Raw genomic sequence first — 14,940 nt, forward strand, 5'->3', positions numbered from 1 at the left:
CGTACCAAGCGGGCGGCTTTCGCCGACCAGACGTACTGGGGCCGGGCGGTGCCCGGCTTCGGGCCGCCCGACGCCCGGCTGCTGATCGTCGGCCTCGCGGGGCGGGGGCGGGGGGCTGTTGTCGACGTAGCACTGGACGGCGACCGGGGCGCCGACCCGCTTGCGGATGAGGCGCTTGACGACGACGATCCGCTCGCGGCCCTCGTGCACCAGGCGTACCTCGTCGCCGACGCGGAGGGAGTGGGCCGGCTTGACCCGGTCGCCGTTCACTCGTACATGGCCGCCCTTGCAGGCGGTGGCGCCGGCGGAGCGGGTCTTGACCAGGCGTACGGACCAGATCCAGCTGTCGATGCGGACGGTCTCGCCGTGCTGCGGACCGGCGGCCTCGGCGGCGGCCACCGCGGCGGCGACCTTCGGATCGACGGCCACGGCTGCTTTCGCGTCTGCGCCGGCCGCGTCCTCGCGATCGCCGGAGGCGCCCTCGGCGCCGACCGCGCGGCCACCGTGCGCCTCGGACGCCGTTCCCGTCACGGCGGTCCGAGCCCGGCGGTTCGTGTCCGCAGCCTCACCCACACCGTCATCAGCACGTTCAGCAGCCATGCCCCGACGATAGTCGCCGCGCACACCCGACCCGACGGGATTTCCCCAGGGAGCCTGCTTCCCGCGCGGTTCGTGCGGCCGCCGTCGGCACTCGGGGCGGCCTGGACACAGTCGTACGGTTGAGGCGTGGACCCTCTCGCTGAGCTCGACCGGCGCATCGCGGACTGCCGTGCCTGCCCCCGGCTGGTCGACTGGCGTGAGGAGGTGGCCCGTACCAAGCGGGCGGCTTTCGCCGACCAGACGTACTGGGGCCGGGCGGTGCCCGGCTTCGGGCCGCCCGACGCCCGGCTGCTGATCGTCGGCCTCGCGCACCGGCCGTATGTTCACCGGCGACCGCTCCGGAGACGTGCTGTACCAGGCCCTTTACGACGTCGGCCTCGCCTCCCAGCCCACCGCGGTGAGCGTGGACGACGGCCTGGAACTGCACGGCGTCCGCGTCACCTCGCCCGTCCACTGCGCCCCGCCCGCCAACAAGCCCACGCCGGGGGAGCGGGACACCTGTCGCCCCTGGCTGGTCCAGGAGCTGAGGCTGCTGCGGCCGACCCTGCGGTCCGTGGTCGTGCTCGGTGCCTTCGGCTGGCAGGCCACGTTGCCCGCGCTGGCGGAGGCGGGGTGGGGTGTGCCCCGGCCGCGGCCCGTGTTCGGGCACGGGGTGCGGGTGCCGCTGGACGGGATCGACCTCTTCGGGTGCTTCCACGTCAGCCAGCGCAACACCTTCACCGGCAAGCTGACCCCGGAGATGCTGCGGGAGGTGCTGCGTTCGGCGGCGGGGATCAATTGAGGGGACCGGGCGGTCGTACGAGAGTTAGGGTCGCCGGATGCCCCTCTACCCGGACATCGAACCGTACGACCACGGCATGCTCGACGTCGGTGACGGCAACCGCGTCCACTGGGAGACCTGTGGGAACCCGCGGGGCAAGCCCGCGGTGGTGCTGCACGGCGGGCCGGGGTCCGGCAGCGGGCCGTACTTCCGGCGGCTCTTCGACCCGGCCGCGTATCGGATCGTGCTGCTCGACCAGCGTGGCGCCGGGCGTTCGACGCCGCCCGCGAGCGCGTACGACACCGACATGAGCGTCAATACGATGCCGCACCTCATCGCCGATCTGGAGCTGCTGAGGCAGCACCTCGGGATCGAACGGTGGCTGGTGTGGGGCGTGTCGTTCGGGTCGGTGCTGGGGCTGCGGTACGCGCAGACGCATCCGGCGGCCGTGAGCGAGCTGGTGCTGACGGGGGTCGCGACTGGGTCGGACGCCGAAGTCGCCCTGCTGACCAGGGGACTTGGGCAGATCTTTCCGGACGCGTTCGAGCGGTTCGTCGGCGAGCTGCCCCTCCTCGAACGGTCCGGAAACCTCGCCGCCGCCTACAACCGGCTCGTCGAGTCGCCCGATCCCGAGGCGCGGACGCGGGCGGCGCGGGCCTGGACCGACTGGGAGACGGCGACCATTCCGGCGCCGCCCAGGTCGGTCGAGCGCTTCGAGGACCCGGAGTTCCGGATGGGTTTCGCCCGGACGGTCACGCACTACTGGGGCAACGGTCACTTCCTGGGCGCGGACGAGGTCGTACTGCGCGACGCGCCTGTGCTGAAGGGCATCCCCGGCACGCTGGTGCAGGGCAGCCTCGACTTCGGGAACCTCGCCGGGATCGTCTGGCGGCTCCATCACGCCTGGCCGGGCAGCGAGTTGATGGTGATCGACGAGGTCGGGCACAACGCCGGGGCGCCCGGGGTGGCCGAGGCGATGGTGGCGGCGACGGACAAGTACGCGCGTCAGTGGAAGAGTTCGGCTGGGTGAGCTCGGCTGGGTGAGTTCGGCTAGGTGAGTTCGGCGTCCTCGCCGAACAGCTGGCGGACCGTCGACTCGTAGTTGGTCCGTACGTGGGCGAGCGCGTGCGCGCGGGCCCGCTCCGGGTCGCCGGACGAAATCGCCTCGTACAACTCCCGGTGCTCGACGAGGAGTTGGGGCCATTCCTCGTTGCGTCGGGTCATCCAGCGCAGCCGGCCCGCAACCGGTTCGAGCGCCTCTATCAGCAGGCTGTTCCCGGCCATCGCCACGATCCGGTCGTGCAGCCGGCTGTTGATGTCCGTGATCGTCTCCGCGTCGCCCGCCTCGGTCGCGATGGCCGCCTGGTCGAGGAGCTGCTCGACCTCGGCCAGATCCTGCGGAGTCGCGCGGGCCGCGGCCAGGGCGGCGGCGTACACCTCCAACGCCTCGCGCAGCTCGAAGAGTTCCTTGACGTCCTTCGGGGTCAGCCGTCGTACGACCGTACGGCGGGGCGTCTCGAAGTGGACGAAGCCCTCGGTCACCAGTGCCCGGATCGCCTCGCGGACCGGCACCCGGGAGACTCCGAAGCGCTCCGCCAGCTCCCGCTCGACCAGTCTGTCGCCCGGCCGCAGATGCCCCTCGATGATCTCCTGCCGCAGTGTGACCAGGACACGCTCACGGACGGCGCCCAGGGGTTCGATCTTCGTCGTGGAGCTCATGGAGCAATCTTCGCCGACTCCGGAGGTGTTTTACGGAGCGTTAACGAACACGACATCGGTCGGAACGCTTGACGGGAGGACTATGACCGCAGTTTGGTATACCAAAACTGCTGCCAGGCTACCGCCGCCCCTCCTCCCTCCCCGTCCCTGGAGGCCACGTGTCCCTCGCCGACCACGCCGAAGCCACCGGCGCGCCAGCGTTCGTCCCCGACCCCCGGCTCACCAACGAAGACCTCGCGCCCGCCGGCAAGCGGAACTGGAAGGTCTTCGACCTCTTCGCCATGTGGATGTCCGACGTCCACAACCTGGGCAACTACACGTTCGCGGCGGGCCTGCTCGTCCTCGGCATGAACGTGTGGCAGGTCTTCACCTCCCTGCTCGTCGGCTTCGTGATCATCTACATCGGCATGAACTGGATGGGGAAGATCGGCCAGCGCCACGGCGTGCCCTTCCCCGTCATCAGCCGCATCAGCTTCGGCGTGTGGGGCGCGAACATCCCGGCGCTGATCAGGGCCGTCATCGCCATCATGTGGTACGGCATCCAGACCTACCTGGCCTCCGTCGCGGTCAACGTGATGCTGCTGGCCGCCTGGCCGGGCCTGGAGTCCTGGACGCACAGCTCCTTCCTCGGCCTGGACGCGCTCGGCTGGGTCTCCTTCCTCTCCCTGTGGCTCATCCAGGCGCTGATCATCAGCCAGGGCATGGAGTCGGTGCGCAAGTTCCAGGACTTCTGCGGACCGGCGATCTGGCTGGTGATGATCGCGCTGGCGATCTGGGTCCTGGCCAAGGCCGGCTGGAGCATCTCGCTCACCTCGACCCCGCACCCCGTCTCGGTCGGCGAGCAGTGGCGGCAGTGGTTCGGCGCGATCGGCCTGATCCTCGCCACGTACGGCACGCTGATGCTCAACTTCTGCGACTTCTCCCGCTTCGCGCCGGACTACCGCACGGTGCGGCGTGGCAACTTCTGGGGCCTGCCCATCAACTCCACCGCCTTCGTGGTGGTTTCCGTCATCGTCACCGCCGGCTCGCTGGAGGTGTGGGGCGAGGCCATCACCGACCCGGCGGAGCTGGTGGCCAAGGTCGGCAACACCTGGGTCATGATCCTCGGCGCGCTGACCTTCGCCATCGCCACCATGGGCGTCAACATCGTCGCCAACTTCGTCTCCCCGGCGTACGACCTCGCCAACGTCTGGCCGCAGAAGATCACCTTCAGGATCGGCGGCATGATCAGCACGGTGGCGGCGCTGCTCGTGACCCCCTGGAACCTCTTCTCCAACCCGACGGTCGTCAACTACTTCCTCGGCGGGCTCGGCGCCTTCCTCGGCCCGCTGTTCGGCGTGATCATGCTCGACTACTACTGGGTCAAGAAGGGCCGCGTGGACGTGAACGAACTGTTCGACGCCACACCCGGCTCCCGCTACTACTACCGCAAGGGCGTCAACCTCAAGGCCCTGTGGGCGTTCCTGCCCGCGGCGGGCGTCGCGGCGGTCCTGGCCCTGGTGAAGACGTTCAGCGATGTGGCGCCGTACTCCTGGTTCATCGGCACCGCGCTGGCGGCGGGACTGTACGCGCTCCTGTGCCGGAGCGAGCGAACCTCTCCCGAGGCGGCGGAGGTCTGAGCGGAGTGCGGATCGTCGTCACCAACTGCAACACCACGCAGGAGATGACCGAGGAGATCGTACGAGGTGCCCGGGCCGCGGCAGGCCCGGGCACCGCCGTGACCGGGCTGACGCCGCAGTGGGGGCCCGAGTCGGCCGAGGGCTGGCTCGACAGCTACCTCTCGGCGGCCGCGGTGATCGACCTCCTGCGGGCCTATGAGGGTCCCGCGTACGACGCCGTCGTCATGGCCGGCTTCGGCGAGCACGGGCGCGAAGGCGTCCGGGAGCTGGTGGACGTCCCGGTCGTCGACATCACGGAGGCGGCGGCTCATCTGGCCTGCCTCCTCGGCCGTCGGTACGGGGTCGTCACCACGCTGGAACGCTCCTGCGGCCAGATCGAGGACAGCCTGGAACTGGCGGGCGTGGGCCGCAACTGCGCCGCCGTGGTCGGCACGGGACTGAACGTGCTGGACCTCGGGGACGCCGCGCGTACCGAGGCGGCGTTCCTCGCCGCCGCCGAACGGGCCCGTCGGGCCGGCGCCGAGGTGCTGGTGCTGGGCTGCGCCGGGATGACGGGGCTCCAGCGGGTGGTCGGGGAGAAGCTGGGCCTGCCGGTGGTCGACGGGGTGGGCGCGGCGGTGAAGCTGGCGGAGTCGCTGGTGGGCCTGGGCCTGCGGACCAGCAAGGCGGGAGGTTATGCGGGGCCGCTGCCCAAGGGCCGGGTCTGGGGGAGGGGGGCGGGATGACCGGGGCGGCGAGGTGGCCTCCGCCCGGGTGATCCTGAGGTCGACCTGTCCGGTGCCGCGTCCGGTCGGGCAGGCGCGGCCCACCGGCGGGCCGCTGGTGGGCGGTCGTACGCAGGGGAGCCGGCCCACAACGGCGGCCACTGAAGCCACCCGTGTCCTACGGCTGCCAGACGTACCGCACGTCCGGCTCCCGCTCCTCGTTCCCGCTGCCGTCCGTGTGTTCGACGGCGACGAAGCCGTGCCGTTCGTAGAAGCGGTGGGCGGGGTTGTTGACCTGGAAGGTCCACAGGTGCAGGCCTCGCGGACTGCGCTCCTTGGCCAGCTCGACGAACCGGTCGCCGATGCCGCGCCCACGCCAGTCGGGGGCGATATAGAGCTGGGACAGGAGCTCGCCGTTCAGCACCATCACCCCCACGACCCCGTCCGAGTCCGCCACCCAGGTCTCCCGCAGCGGTACGACCACCTCCCGGAAGTAGTCCCGCACCTCGTCGTCGGACCGAGGCCGGACGACGGTCGGCAGCGCGGCGGCGAAGGAGCGCAGCCAGACGTCGGCTGCTGCTGCGGCGTCGGGGGCGGTCGCCCGCCGCAGGGTGATCGTGGAGTCGTATGAGGTCACGCGACGGGATCCTGCCAGGGCGCCGGCAGCCACCGCACCGCATTTCCCGGTCATGACGTGCCGGACAGGCCTTACGGGACGACAGCTGTCGCCGTGATCTCCACCAGCTGTCCCGTGTACCCGAGGCAGGCCACCCCGAGCAGCGTCGATGAGTGGGGCCCGGTGCTGAGGCCGGACGCCTCCACGACCTCCCAGACGGCGGAGAGCACCGAGGTCTCCCCGCTCACGACATACACGTCGGTGTGCAGGACGTGCGCCAGGTCGCTGCCGATCGCCCGCAGTTGCTCCTGGAGGTTCGCCATCACCTGCTCGGCCTGCCGCACCGGGTCCCCTTCGCCGACGATGCTGCCCTCGGCGTCGAGCGGCACGGAACCGGCGAGAAACGCGAGCTTCGTGCCTGCCTCCACGACGGAGGCGTGGGAGTAGGTGGGCGGCGGGAAGAGAGCGGGGACGGTGACGCGACGGATCACGAGGGCTCCAACAGTGGGCGGAGGACGGCCGACTTCGCGATCATCCAAGCCCTGTTCCAGGGCCGCATCCGAATTTCCGCCTCAGCAACCTCCCCTCTCTGCGATGCCCGCGAGCCCCTTCCCCCGGTCGGGCCCCGCTCTCCTCGCCAGGACGGACCGGAACTCATGGCGCTGCTCGGCCGCCTCGACGCGCTCGAGCCGGTGCAGACGTACCGGGAGCGCTGCCCGGACGCGCGGATCGACGCCCAGCCGGTCCGGCGGCCCGAGCTGCCGGTGCACCATGCCCCCGGCCGCCCATCTCCGCACCCGCAGGCCCAGGCCGATGAGCGAGACATACCGCCGCCCGCCCTCCTCGTGCTCCCCACGACCCATCACCATCGCTGCCTCCCCCGCGACACACCACGGCCCCCGGCCGTGGCCACTAGTAACTCTCTGTGACGACATCTCCCATTGAAGCGCATCCCACTGACAACCGCCCGCGACGGACGCCGCCTGTGGATAACCGCTCGACAGCGCGGCCCGCGAGTGCCAGGCTCCCGCCATGCGCGACAAGCACCTGGGACGTTTCACGGCGGCGGACTTCTAGCGCCCCACCGGACACTCCGGTGGGCCGCGGAAGGTCTGCCATGTCACGCACCGTCCACCATGTCCCCAACCGTCACCGCACCCTGCCCGCACGCTGGCCGCTCGGCCTGCACGGCCCCTGGGCGGGCCATACCGTCACCGAACTCCGCTATTCCGGCGAGGAGTTGGTCCGTGCCGAGCGCGAGGGTCGCCGCCCTGTGCCGAGGCGCGCCAGACGGACCTTCACCTCGTACACGTACTCCCGCGCCGTGAACGAACGTCGGTACAGCCCCTACGAACGCCGGGCCAGGGCTGCCCTCCACGTCTTCCGTACCTCCGCCCGACGGCATCTGCGTGCGGCGCCTGAAGGTGCGCTGCTGCTGTGGGCCGAGGATCTGGATCATCCGCCGACCCGCCATCGGCATCGCGATCTGTGGGAGGCGTGACGGATGCCTCGCGCGTCATACCTCAGGTGGGCCGAACTCCCGGTCGCGCAGCTGCCGTTCGCACTCCCGCGCAAGGTCCGGGTACGCCTCGGAGATGGCGGCGTAGACCCTCCGTCGTAGCAACTCCTCCGCTGCCGCCCGGCCGGTGCTTGCGTACAGTCCGTCGAGCAGCTCGTCGTAGCGTGTCAGCCGGTGACGCAGATAGTTGACCTTCCACCGGGCGAGCGCTTGGGGTTCGGCGCTCTCGACCGTGGCGGGACTGGGTGCGTGGCCCCAACGCTCGTACGACCGTTCTTCGTCACGGCTGTTTCGATGCGCGACGGCCACTGCCGAAAGCCGGTCGGGAGGCAGTCGCGGCACGTCGACGGGCTCCGCGGCGATGCGCGCCAGCACTTCCCGCCGCCTGCGCTGCGCGGCGGCCTTCGCCGCGACGGATCGACGGACGGATGCCGCCGACACCGCCCTGAACTCCTCGCTCGCCTCCACCGCCTCGACCCGCTCGACGCGGTAGAGGCGGGTCTGCGGAGCCGTCCGGAAATACGGGTTGGCCCGGAGTAGATCGGGCTCGCCGAGCAGCTGTCGCACCATCCTGGCGGTCCAGCCGCGGGCGCGCAGGCCGGCCGTGGAGAGGTGGGTGTTGCGCGGTGGGGCGTCGGTGCCGTCCTGCGGGTTCTGCTGAGCGGGTGCCTGGTCGTCCTGTCGGCATGCCTCGTCGTGCGTCATCGCAAACTTCCCCGTCGTTACGCTGAGTGACGAGTTCATTGATAACGCGTGCCACTGACAATGGGCCGAGGACGACGGATAAGCCTGCCCTGCCGACGGGCTGGGCCCGCTTCAGCTCTGGGCGCCCTCCGGGCTCACCCGGCCCGCAGGTGCCGTGCTTCCCGGCGAGCGTGGTGTCGGCAGGTTGACCAGGTCGCTGACGTCCGCCACCTCCCGCAGGTTCTCCGCCAGCGAGGCGAGGGTCACGCGTACCTCGGCGATCCGTGCACGCAGCGCGTCCGCGTGTTCCCACTGCCGTTCCCACGCCACCGGGTCCACTCCTTCCGGGCGCTGGGACTCGTACGCCGTCAGGCGCGGATGCCACGACGAGAGCAGGGGCCGCAGCACGCGGTTGAGAACCGTGACGGCGAGGACGCCGAAGCTGACGTGCCCGGGGGCCAGTGGAGGGGCGACCTCGGGGCCGTAGCGGCGCAGGATCTCGCGGGTGGTGTTGAAGAACGTGTACAGGGACGACAGCGCCTCCCGCAGGAAGCCCTCCTCGGGGTCGAGCTCCTCGACCGACACGCGTGTGACGAGCTCCAGGTACAACTCCCAGGCCGCACTGCGCTCCGCGTCGGCCGGTTCCCACGTGCCCGTGATGTCGCCGACGAACGGGATCGCCAGCCTGGCCGTGATCTGCGACGGTCCGCTCGGTCGACGCCGCTTGCGCTGTCTGATTCCCATGATCACCCTCCCCGCAACCACAGTAGGGCAAGTCGCAGTCGGGCAGGGCTGCTTCGGCCGTCTGTGTGAGGGTGCGCAATTGCGTGGAGCCACGTCACCCGCCCACCTACGCTGCAATCCATGCCCACTCTCCCCGACCCCGTCTTCCTCGACGCCACCGCCGACCGCCTCGCCGCCCTTCCCACCGTCCACGCCGTAGCTCTCGGCGGCTCGCGGGCCCAGGGCACGAACCGGCCGGACAGCGACTGGGACCTCGCCGTCTACTACCGCGGCCCCTTCGACCCCGCCGACCTCCGGGCCCTCGGCTGGGAGGGCGAGGTGTCGGAGGTGGGCGGCTGGGGTGGCGGCGTCTTCAACGGGGGCGCGTGGCTGACCGTCGACGGACGGCGGGTCGATGTGCACTACCGCGATCTCGACGTCGTGGAGTACGAGTTGGCGCAGGCGCAGGCCGGGCGCTTCCGGGTGGAGCCGCTGATGTTCCATCTCGCGGGGATTCCCAGTTACCTGGTGGTGGCGGAGCTGGCCATCAACCAGGTGCTGCGGGGTGAACTGCCGAAGCCCGTCTCGTATCCCGACAAACTGAGGGCCTCCGCCTCCGAGCGCTGGCACGGCACCGCCCGAGCCACCCTCGCCTACGCCAAGTCCGCCCACGCCCCGTCCGGCCGCGTCACCGAACTCGCCGGCGCGATCGCCACGGCCGCCATGCAGGCGGCGCACGGGGTGTTGGCGGGGCGGGGGGAGTGGGTGACCAATGAGAAGCGGTTGTTGGAGCGGGCGGGGTTGCGGGCAGTGGACGGTGTCGTCGCTGCACTGTCCACGGGAAAGGATCCGGGCGCGCTGAACCAGGCGACCGATCACGCTCAGGCGCTCTTCGAGCAGGCCGGTGGGCAACGGCAAGCGGACGCCCAGGCGCCCGTTCCTGGCGACCCCGCCGACGAATAACCTTTCGAAATACGGCCGTTGTCGCTGGTAACGTCCCTGACGTGGCGAAACTCAATCAGATCATCGCAGTCGAGAAGGGCGTCAAGTCCAAGGCGCACCAGGACCTGACGGCAGCTCACCATGGGCTGCAGAAGCCCGCGTTGCTGGCCGGTATCTCGCGTACCTACCAGCCCAAGGACGAGGAGGGCGAGCAGTTGCCGCCCGAGTCGACCCGGGTGCAGGTGAAGGCGGAGGACGTGCTGCGGGAGACCGCGGCGACGCTGACGCGGCTGTTCGATGTGACCGCCACGAAGGACTGGGCCAACTGCGCCGCGCGCGCGGATGTGAAGGTGGACGGGCGAGTGCTCGTCGCCGATGTGCCGGTGTCGTATCTGCTGTTTCTGGAGAAGCAGCTCGTCGACCTCAACACGTTCGTCCGGAAGCTCCCCGTGCTCGACGCCTCCGAGGGGTGGGTGCAGGACCCGTCCACGGACTCCTGGAAGACCGAGCCGGTGAGGACCCTCCGTACGAAGAAAGTGCCCCGCAACCATGTGAAGGCCGAGGCGACCGAGAAGCATCCCGCTCAGGTCGAGGTCTATTACGAGGACATCCCGATCGGATACTGGACCACCGTGAAGTTCTCCGGTGCGCTTCCGGCCCGGCGCGTCAATGAACTCCTCGACCGGGTCGAGAAGTTGCAGCAGGCCGTGAAGTTCGCCCGGGAAGAGGCGAACGGCGTGGACGTCGTCGACGAGCGGGTCGGGGACGCCGTGTTCGGTTACCTCTTCGGGTAATCTCAGAGAATCCCCGGTCCTTTGCGGCCGGGGTGCGCGAGGAGCGCAAGCTGAAGCTGAAGCTTGTCGTGACTGAACGGTCGTATCCGCCAAAGAACGTAGGACCGACCGTCATCAATCTCAGACTCTTGCTCCAGACTCAGTATTCGCCGTCGATCGCCGGATCGACCGGGCCCAGGCTTAGGGCGTCGAGATGCTGGTTCAAGTCCAGTCCGCACAGCTCGATGTGCGGTGGTCCAAAGGCAGGACGCGACGACATTACGACTGATCTGGGCTCTCAAGTGTGCCGGCGTGCGAAATGGACGGCATTCCCAGGGCCCGGGGGCAGGCTACGCCCTCGGGCCCGCTCCTCTTTCTGGGAGTTGCGTTCATAAAGAACTCGCCTCTCCGGCCAACCGTCACATCCCCGAAATACGACGGCCCCATCCTCTCCAAGAACGCGATCTACCGTGGACACCGACAGCCCGGCCACCGTCGCCCGAAGGCAGCCCCCGCCCTCGACCAGCCGACAGGAGCCCTGTGTCCCGCGCCACCCTGCGATCCCTTCCGCCCTGGCTCGACCACACCCTGCGCGCCCAGCGCGGCCCCGTGCCCTGGAGTGCCGTCACGCGGGGCGCGCTGTCCGCCGGGCCGCTCCTCCTCGCCGCCGTGCTCGCCGGCCGTACCTCGCTCGGTGTCGTCGCCGCCATCGCCGCCATGCTCGCCGGCATCAACGACCGCCCCGGCAGCCGACGGACCTCCGTCAAGCGGCTCGGTATGCCGGCCCTGGCCGGAGCGGTCGGGCTGTTCGCCGGGACGTACGCCGGTGATCATCTCGGGGCCGTGGCGCTCAGCCTGCTCCTCACCGGCGTCGGGCTCGTCGCGGGCGGTGTGAGCGCCATCGGACCCGTCGCCTCCGGAGCGGGTACGCAGTTGCTCGTCGCGTGCGCCATCGGCGCCGGGATGCCGTTGCCGGAAGAGGGGTGGCAGCGCGCCCTCGCCTATCTCGTGGGGGCCGGCTGGCTGCTCGGGCTGCGGCTCGCGCTGCCGACGCCCGGTTCCCTCGCCGGGGACTTCCGGTTCGACGGCGAGCGGGAGGCCGTGGCGGCGGTCTACGACGCCGTCGCAGAGCTGCTCGACGCCGTCGGAACCTCGCACGCCACCACCCGGCGCGTCGCGCTCACCGCCGCTCTCGACCATGCGCAGGACGCCTTCGCCGGACCGCGGCTGCGCCGGTACGCCAGTTCCTCCGCCGAGCGGCGGCTGCACGCGCAGTACGCCGCCGCGCTGCCGCTCGCCGAGGCCGCGACCGCGCTCGCGTGGGCGGGGGAGGCCGGCTCCGGGCGGGCGTCCGCGGGACCCCGACGGCTCGCCACCGCCGTACGCGAGAACACGCACACCGGGCCGCTGCCCGCGCCCACCCGTTCCGCGCCCGCCCTGCGGGCCCTCGACGACGCCCTCCTGCGCGCCGCCGAGGCCTTCGACCAGGCCGAGGGGAGCGACCTGCCCACCCGTCGGCGTACCGGAAAGGACCTGCTGAGGGCCGTCTTCGGGGCCGGTGGGCGCGAGTACGGGCTGCGGGTCGCCCTGTGCTTCGGGGCCAGCGCGGCCGTCGCGCAGGCCCTGCACCACGCCCGGTGGTACGGGCAGCACGAGCACTGGTACTGGCTGCCCGCCACCGCGGTCTTCCTCGTCAAGCCCGACCTCGGACCGCTCGCGTCCCGGGTGCTGTGCAGGGCCGCGGGGACCGTGCTCGGTGCGCTCGTCTTCGCCGGGTTCGCCGCGGTGCTGCCCAGGCCGGAGGGGCTCATCGCGCTCGTCGCCGTCAGCGGAGCCCTCATCCCGGTCGCCACCCGCCACTTCGCCGCCCAGACCGCCGTCGTCACCGTCCTCGTCCTGGCCCTGGTCATGGTCGGCGGCGAACCGCAGGCCTCCGCGGGGCGGATCGGCGAGACCCTGCTGGCCTGCGCGATCGTCCTCCTCGTCGGCCACCTCCCGATGCCGGGACAGCGCGGTGGGACGGTGCGCGCCCGACTCACGGCGGCGAGCGGCGCGGCCCAGGCGTACCTCGACCACGTGCTGCGCGAGGCCGACATCGACCCGCGGGGCGACTCCGACCCCCGCGCCCTGCGCTGGACTCTCCGCCGAGAGGCCTACCGCACGCTCGCCGAGGCCCGTACCGCCATAGCCCTCGCCGCCGCCGAACTCCCTGCCCTCGCCCGGCACTCGGAAGGCGCGGACGGCATCGTGGCCACCCTCGAACGCCTCGTCGACACGACCACCGCCTGCGCCGTCCACCTCGACGACTCGGGCCGCCTCACCCCGCACCACACCGAACGCCTCACCGAACTGCTGGGCGAACTGGCCGAGGACGGCGAACGGGTGGGACTTCGCCTGCCCGAACTGCCCCTGGCCGTATAGCGCCGGGCCGGGCGACCCGCACCCGCCGACGTCGAACCCGCCCCACGACGACCATGCGCCAGGGTGCTCCTCCGGCCGACCTCACGACAGCGTCGGAACAGGATGCGCGGTTCGGCTCACGCGGCGCGAGGACCCCGTCGTACGTTGGCGTGATGACCGACTCTCCCGCCGACCTCGTCATCACCGGATGCACCGTTCTCGTGCACGACGCTCAGGAGCGCATCGGCTTCGAGGAGAACGCCACGATCGTCGTACGAGACGGAGTCATCGAGTCCGTCACGACGTCCCCCGAGAGCCCGCCCGCCGCCGAACACCTCGATGCCCGTGGACAAGTCGCCCTCCCCGGACTCGTCAACTGCCACACCCACGCCCCGATGGTCGCCCTGCGCGGCGTCGCCGAGGACCTGCCCACGGAGGAGTGGTTCAACGACGTCGTCTGGCCGATCGAGTCCAACCTCACGGCGAAGGACGTGGAGTTGGGTGCGCGGCTCGCCTGCGCCGAGATGATCCGTGCCGGTGTCACCTGCTTCGCCGACCACTACTTCTCGATGGACGCCGTCGCGTCCGTCGTCGAGGAGTGCGGGATGCGCGCTCATCTCGGCGAGGCCTACTTCTCCTCCCAAGGTCCCCAAGGGCGGGAGAAGTCACTGGAGTTCGCGCTGCGGCACCGAGGCGCCGCCGGTGGCCGCATCACCACCGCCCTCGCCCCGCACGCCCCCTACACCGTCGACGACGACGACCTCACCGCCACCGCCGAACTCGCCCGCGAGCACGGACTGCCCGTCCACCTCCACGCCTCCGAGAACCGCGATCAGGCGGAGACCAGCCTCGAACGCCATGGTGTCACCCCCATCGAGGTCCTGGCGCGCACCGGCATCCTCGACGCCGACGTCCTGATCGCCCACGGCACCGGCATCCTCGACCGCGACCTGCCCGTTCTCGCCGGCGCCTCCGGCCGCGTCGCCGTCGCCACCGCACCCCGCGGCTACCTCAAGTTCGCCTGGCCCACCACCACCCCGGTACGCGCCCTGCACGACCTCGGTATCCCCGTCGGACTCGCCACGGACGGCGCCGCCTCCAACAACTCCCTCGACGTATGGGAGTCGATGGCGCTCACCGCCCTCATCCAGAAGTCCACGACCGGCGACCCGCGGTGGCTGACCTCCCGCCAGGCCCTGCACCACGCCACGCTCCAGAGCGCCCGCGCGGTCGGACTCGGCGACACGCTCGGCACCCTCGCCCCCGGCCGCCGCGCCGACATCGTCCTCGTCGACCTCACCGGCCCGCACACCCAGCCCGTCCACGACCTCGCCGCCACCCTCGTGCACAGCGCCCGCTCCCACGACGTCCGCACGACGATCGTCGACGGCCGGATCCTGATGCGCGACCGCGAGCTGCTGACCGTCGATGTGGCCGAAGTCGTCCGGGAGCTGGGGCAGCGGATGCCCGCCCTCCTCGACCGCAGCCACGGAAAGCGCATCCAGGACTACGACACGTAGAAGACACGGAGAAAACTTCCGATACGGCGATGAGTTCCGCCTCCGCCTCCGGCAGCACTCGGAACGGACCGTCGCAGCAGGAGGAGCCATGTCGCTTCCGGAGACCGTCTCGCGTGAGCAGTGGCGCGCGGCGCGCAGGGAATTGCTGGTCAAGGAGAAGGCGGCCACGCGCGCGTGACGCTCTCAACGCCGAGCGGCGCGGGCTGCCGATGGTGGAGATCGACGCGGAGTACGTCTTCGAGGGTGGTGACGGGAAGGCCACGCTGCTCGATCTGTTCGAGGGCCGGGACCAACTGAGCGCATTCGGTATCACGATGAGTACGAGGATTGACACGAACGGTAGTGGAAGTGACCGTTCGGT

Annotated in this window: 15 protein-coding genes and 2 pseudogenes; 10 read left to right on the plus strand and 7 right to left on the minus strand. The window is 70.8% G+C overall.

Annotated features, from left to right (window positions below):
- Positions 1–600, minus strand: a 600-nt coding sequence (locus TN53_RS34260; RefSeq protein WP_234441769.1) for an RNA-binding S4 domain-containing protein, incomplete at its 3' end; no start/stop codon positions are given.
- A 126-nt stretch (positions 601–726) separates the two neighbouring features.
- On the opposite strand from TN53_RS34260, the pseudogene TN53_RS34265 reads away from it, so the two are divergent.
- Positions 727–1,381 (plus strand): annotated as a pseudogene (locus TN53_RS34265) (uracil-DNA glycosylase).
- Between the two features lie 37 nt (positions 1,382–1,418).
- The gene (gene pip / locus TN53_RS34270) at positions 1,419–2,390 is read left to right on the plus strand and encodes a prolyl aminopeptidase (RefSeq protein ID WP_046262687.1); all 972 of its coding nucleotides are present in this window, start codon (positions 1,419–1,421) and stop codon (positions 2,388–2,390) included.
- A gap of 20 nt (positions 2,391–2,410) precedes the next feature.
- On the opposite strand, the gene TN53_RS34275 is transcribed toward pip, so the two are convergent.
- Positions 2,411–3,079, minus strand: coding sequence for a GntR family transcriptional regulator (locus tag TN53_RS34275; protein ID WP_046262688.1), 669 nt, complete (start codon positions 3,077–3,079; stop codon positions 2,411–2,413).
- Between the two features lie 158 nt (positions 3,080–3,237).
- Between TN53_RS34275 and TN53_RS34280 the strand changes: the two genes are divergently transcribed.
- Together TN53_RS34280 and TN53_RS34285 are read left to right on the plus strand one after the other, a co-directional pair.
- Positions 3,238–4,698 carry an NCS1 family nucleobase:cation symporter-1 gene (locus tag TN53_RS34280; RefSeq protein ID WP_046262689.1) on the plus strand — a complete coding sequence of 487 codons (1,461 nt, stop codon included), beginning with the start codon at positions 3,238–3,240 and terminating at the stop codon, positions 4,696–4,698.
- 5 nt (positions 4,699–4,703) lie between these two features.
- Positions 4,704–5,423: an aspartate/glutamate racemase family protein gene (locus tag TN53_RS34285; protein WP_046262690.1), complete on the plus strand. Its 720-nt coding sequence runs from the start codon at positions 4,704–4,706 to the stop codon at positions 5,421–5,423.
- A 157-nt stretch (positions 5,424–5,580) separates the two neighbouring features.
- On the opposite strand, the gene TN53_RS34290 is transcribed toward TN53_RS34285, so the two are convergent.
- From TN53_RS34290 to TN53_RS34300, 3 genes are all read right to left on the minus strand, one after another.
- Positions 5,581–6,039: a GNAT family N-acetyltransferase gene (locus TN53_RS34290; protein ID WP_046262691.1), complete on the minus strand. Its 459-nt coding sequence runs from the start codon at positions 6,037–6,039 to the stop codon at positions 5,581–5,583.
- A gap of 71 nt (positions 6,040–6,110) precedes the next feature.
- Positions 6,111–6,509, minus strand: a complete 399-nt coding sequence (locus tag TN53_RS34295) for a RidA family protein (RefSeq protein WP_046262692.1) — start codon at positions 6,507–6,509, stop codon at positions 6,111–6,113.
- An 81-nt stretch (positions 6,510–6,590) separates the two neighbouring features.
- Positions 6,591–6,887: a hypothetical protein gene (locus TN53_RS34300; protein ID WP_046262693.1), complete on the minus strand. Its 297-nt coding sequence runs from the start codon at positions 6,885–6,887 to the stop codon at positions 6,591–6,593.
- Between the two features lie 248 nt (positions 6,888–7,135).
- On the opposite strand from TN53_RS34300, the gene TN53_RS34305 reads away from it, so the two are divergent.
- Positions 7,136–7,519 carry a hypothetical protein gene (locus TN53_RS34305; RefSeq protein WP_046262694.1) on the plus strand — a complete coding sequence of 128 codons (384 nt, stop codon included), beginning with the start codon at positions 7,136–7,138 and terminating at the stop codon, positions 7,517–7,519.
- Positions 7,520–7,534: 15 nt separating this feature from the next.
- On the opposite strand, the gene TN53_RS34310 is transcribed toward TN53_RS34305, so the two are convergent.
- Positions 7,535–8,242 carry a hypothetical protein gene (locus tag TN53_RS34310; protein ID WP_234441770.1) on the minus strand — a complete coding sequence of 236 codons (708 nt, stop codon included), beginning with the start codon at positions 8,240–8,242 and terminating at the stop codon, positions 7,535–7,537.
- Positions 8,243–8,353: 111 nt separating this feature from the next.
- Complete coding sequence (locus tag TN53_RS34315) at positions 8,354–8,965, minus strand: hypothetical protein (protein WP_046262695.1); 612 nt, start codon at positions 8,963–8,965, stop codon at positions 8,354–8,356.
- 120 nt (positions 8,966–9,085) lie between these two features.
- Between TN53_RS34315 and TN53_RS34320 the strand changes: the two genes are divergently transcribed.
- The 5 genes and pseudogenes from TN53_RS34320 to TN53_RS34340 form a co-directional block, all read left to right on the plus strand.
- The gene (locus TN53_RS34320; protein WP_046262696.1) at positions 9,086–9,907 is read left to right on the plus strand and encodes a nucleotidyltransferase domain-containing protein; all 822 of its coding nucleotides are present in this window, start codon (positions 9,086–9,088) and stop codon (positions 9,905–9,907) included.
- 41 nt (positions 9,908–9,948) lie between these two features.
- On the plus strand, positions 9,949–10,680 hold the full coding sequence (locus TN53_RS34325) for a hypothetical protein (RefSeq protein ID WP_046262697.1): 732 nt from the start codon (positions 9,949–9,951) through the stop codon (positions 10,678–10,680).
- Positions 10,681–11,199: 519 nt separating this feature from the next.
- Entirely contained in the window at positions 11,200–13,080 is a 1,881-nt protein-coding gene (locus TN53_RS34330; protein WP_046262698.1) for an FUSC family protein, read from the plus strand.
- A 152-nt stretch (positions 13,081–13,232) separates the two neighbouring features.
- Positions 13,233–14,579, plus strand: coding sequence for an amidohydrolase (locus tag TN53_RS34335; RefSeq protein ID WP_046262699.1), 1,347 nt, complete (start codon positions 13,233–13,235; stop codon positions 14,577–14,579).
- A gap of 88 nt (positions 14,580–14,667) precedes the next feature.
- Positions 14,668–14,884 (plus strand): annotated as a pseudogene (locus TN53_RS34340) (DUF899 family protein); the annotation flags it as partial.
- Positions 14,885–14,940 lie beyond the last annotated feature (56 nt).

This window comes from Streptomyces sp. WM6386, from assembly GCF_000972385.1.
In the GTDB taxonomy this organism is placed as follows: Bacteria; Actinomycetota; Actinomycetes; order Streptomycetales; family Streptomycetaceae; genus Streptomyces.

Coding starts and splice junctions, on each gene's coding strand:
- pip (WP_046262687.1), top strand. CDS start 1,419: ATGCCCCTCTACCCGGACATCGAACCGTACGACCACGGCATGCTCGAC.
- TN53_RS34275 (WP_046262688.1), bottom strand. CDS start 3,079: ATGAGCTCCACGACGAAGATCGAACCCCTGGGCGCCGTCCGTGAGCGT.
- TN53_RS34300 (WP_046262693.1), bottom strand. CDS start 6,887: ATGGTGATGGGTCGTGGGGAGCACGAGGAGGGCGGGCGGCGGTATGTC.
- TN53_RS34305 (WP_046262694.1), top strand. CDS start 7,136: ATGTCACGCACCGTCCACCATGTCCCCAACCGTCACCGCACCCTGCCC.
- TN53_RS34310 (WP_234441770.1), bottom strand. CDS start 8,242: ATGACGCACGACGAGGCATGCCGACAGGACGACCAGGCACCCGCTCAG.
- TN53_RS34315 (WP_046262695.1), bottom strand. CDS start 8,965: ATGGGAATCAGACAGCGCAAGCGGCGTCGACCGAGCGGACCGTCGCAG.
- TN53_RS34320 (WP_046262696.1), top strand. CDS start 9,086: ATGCCCACTCTCCCCGACCCCGTCTTCCTCGACGCCACCGCCGACCGC.
- TN53_RS34335 (WP_046262699.1), top strand. CDS start 13,233: ATGACCGACTCTCCCGCCGACCTCGTCATCACCGGATGCACCGTTCTC.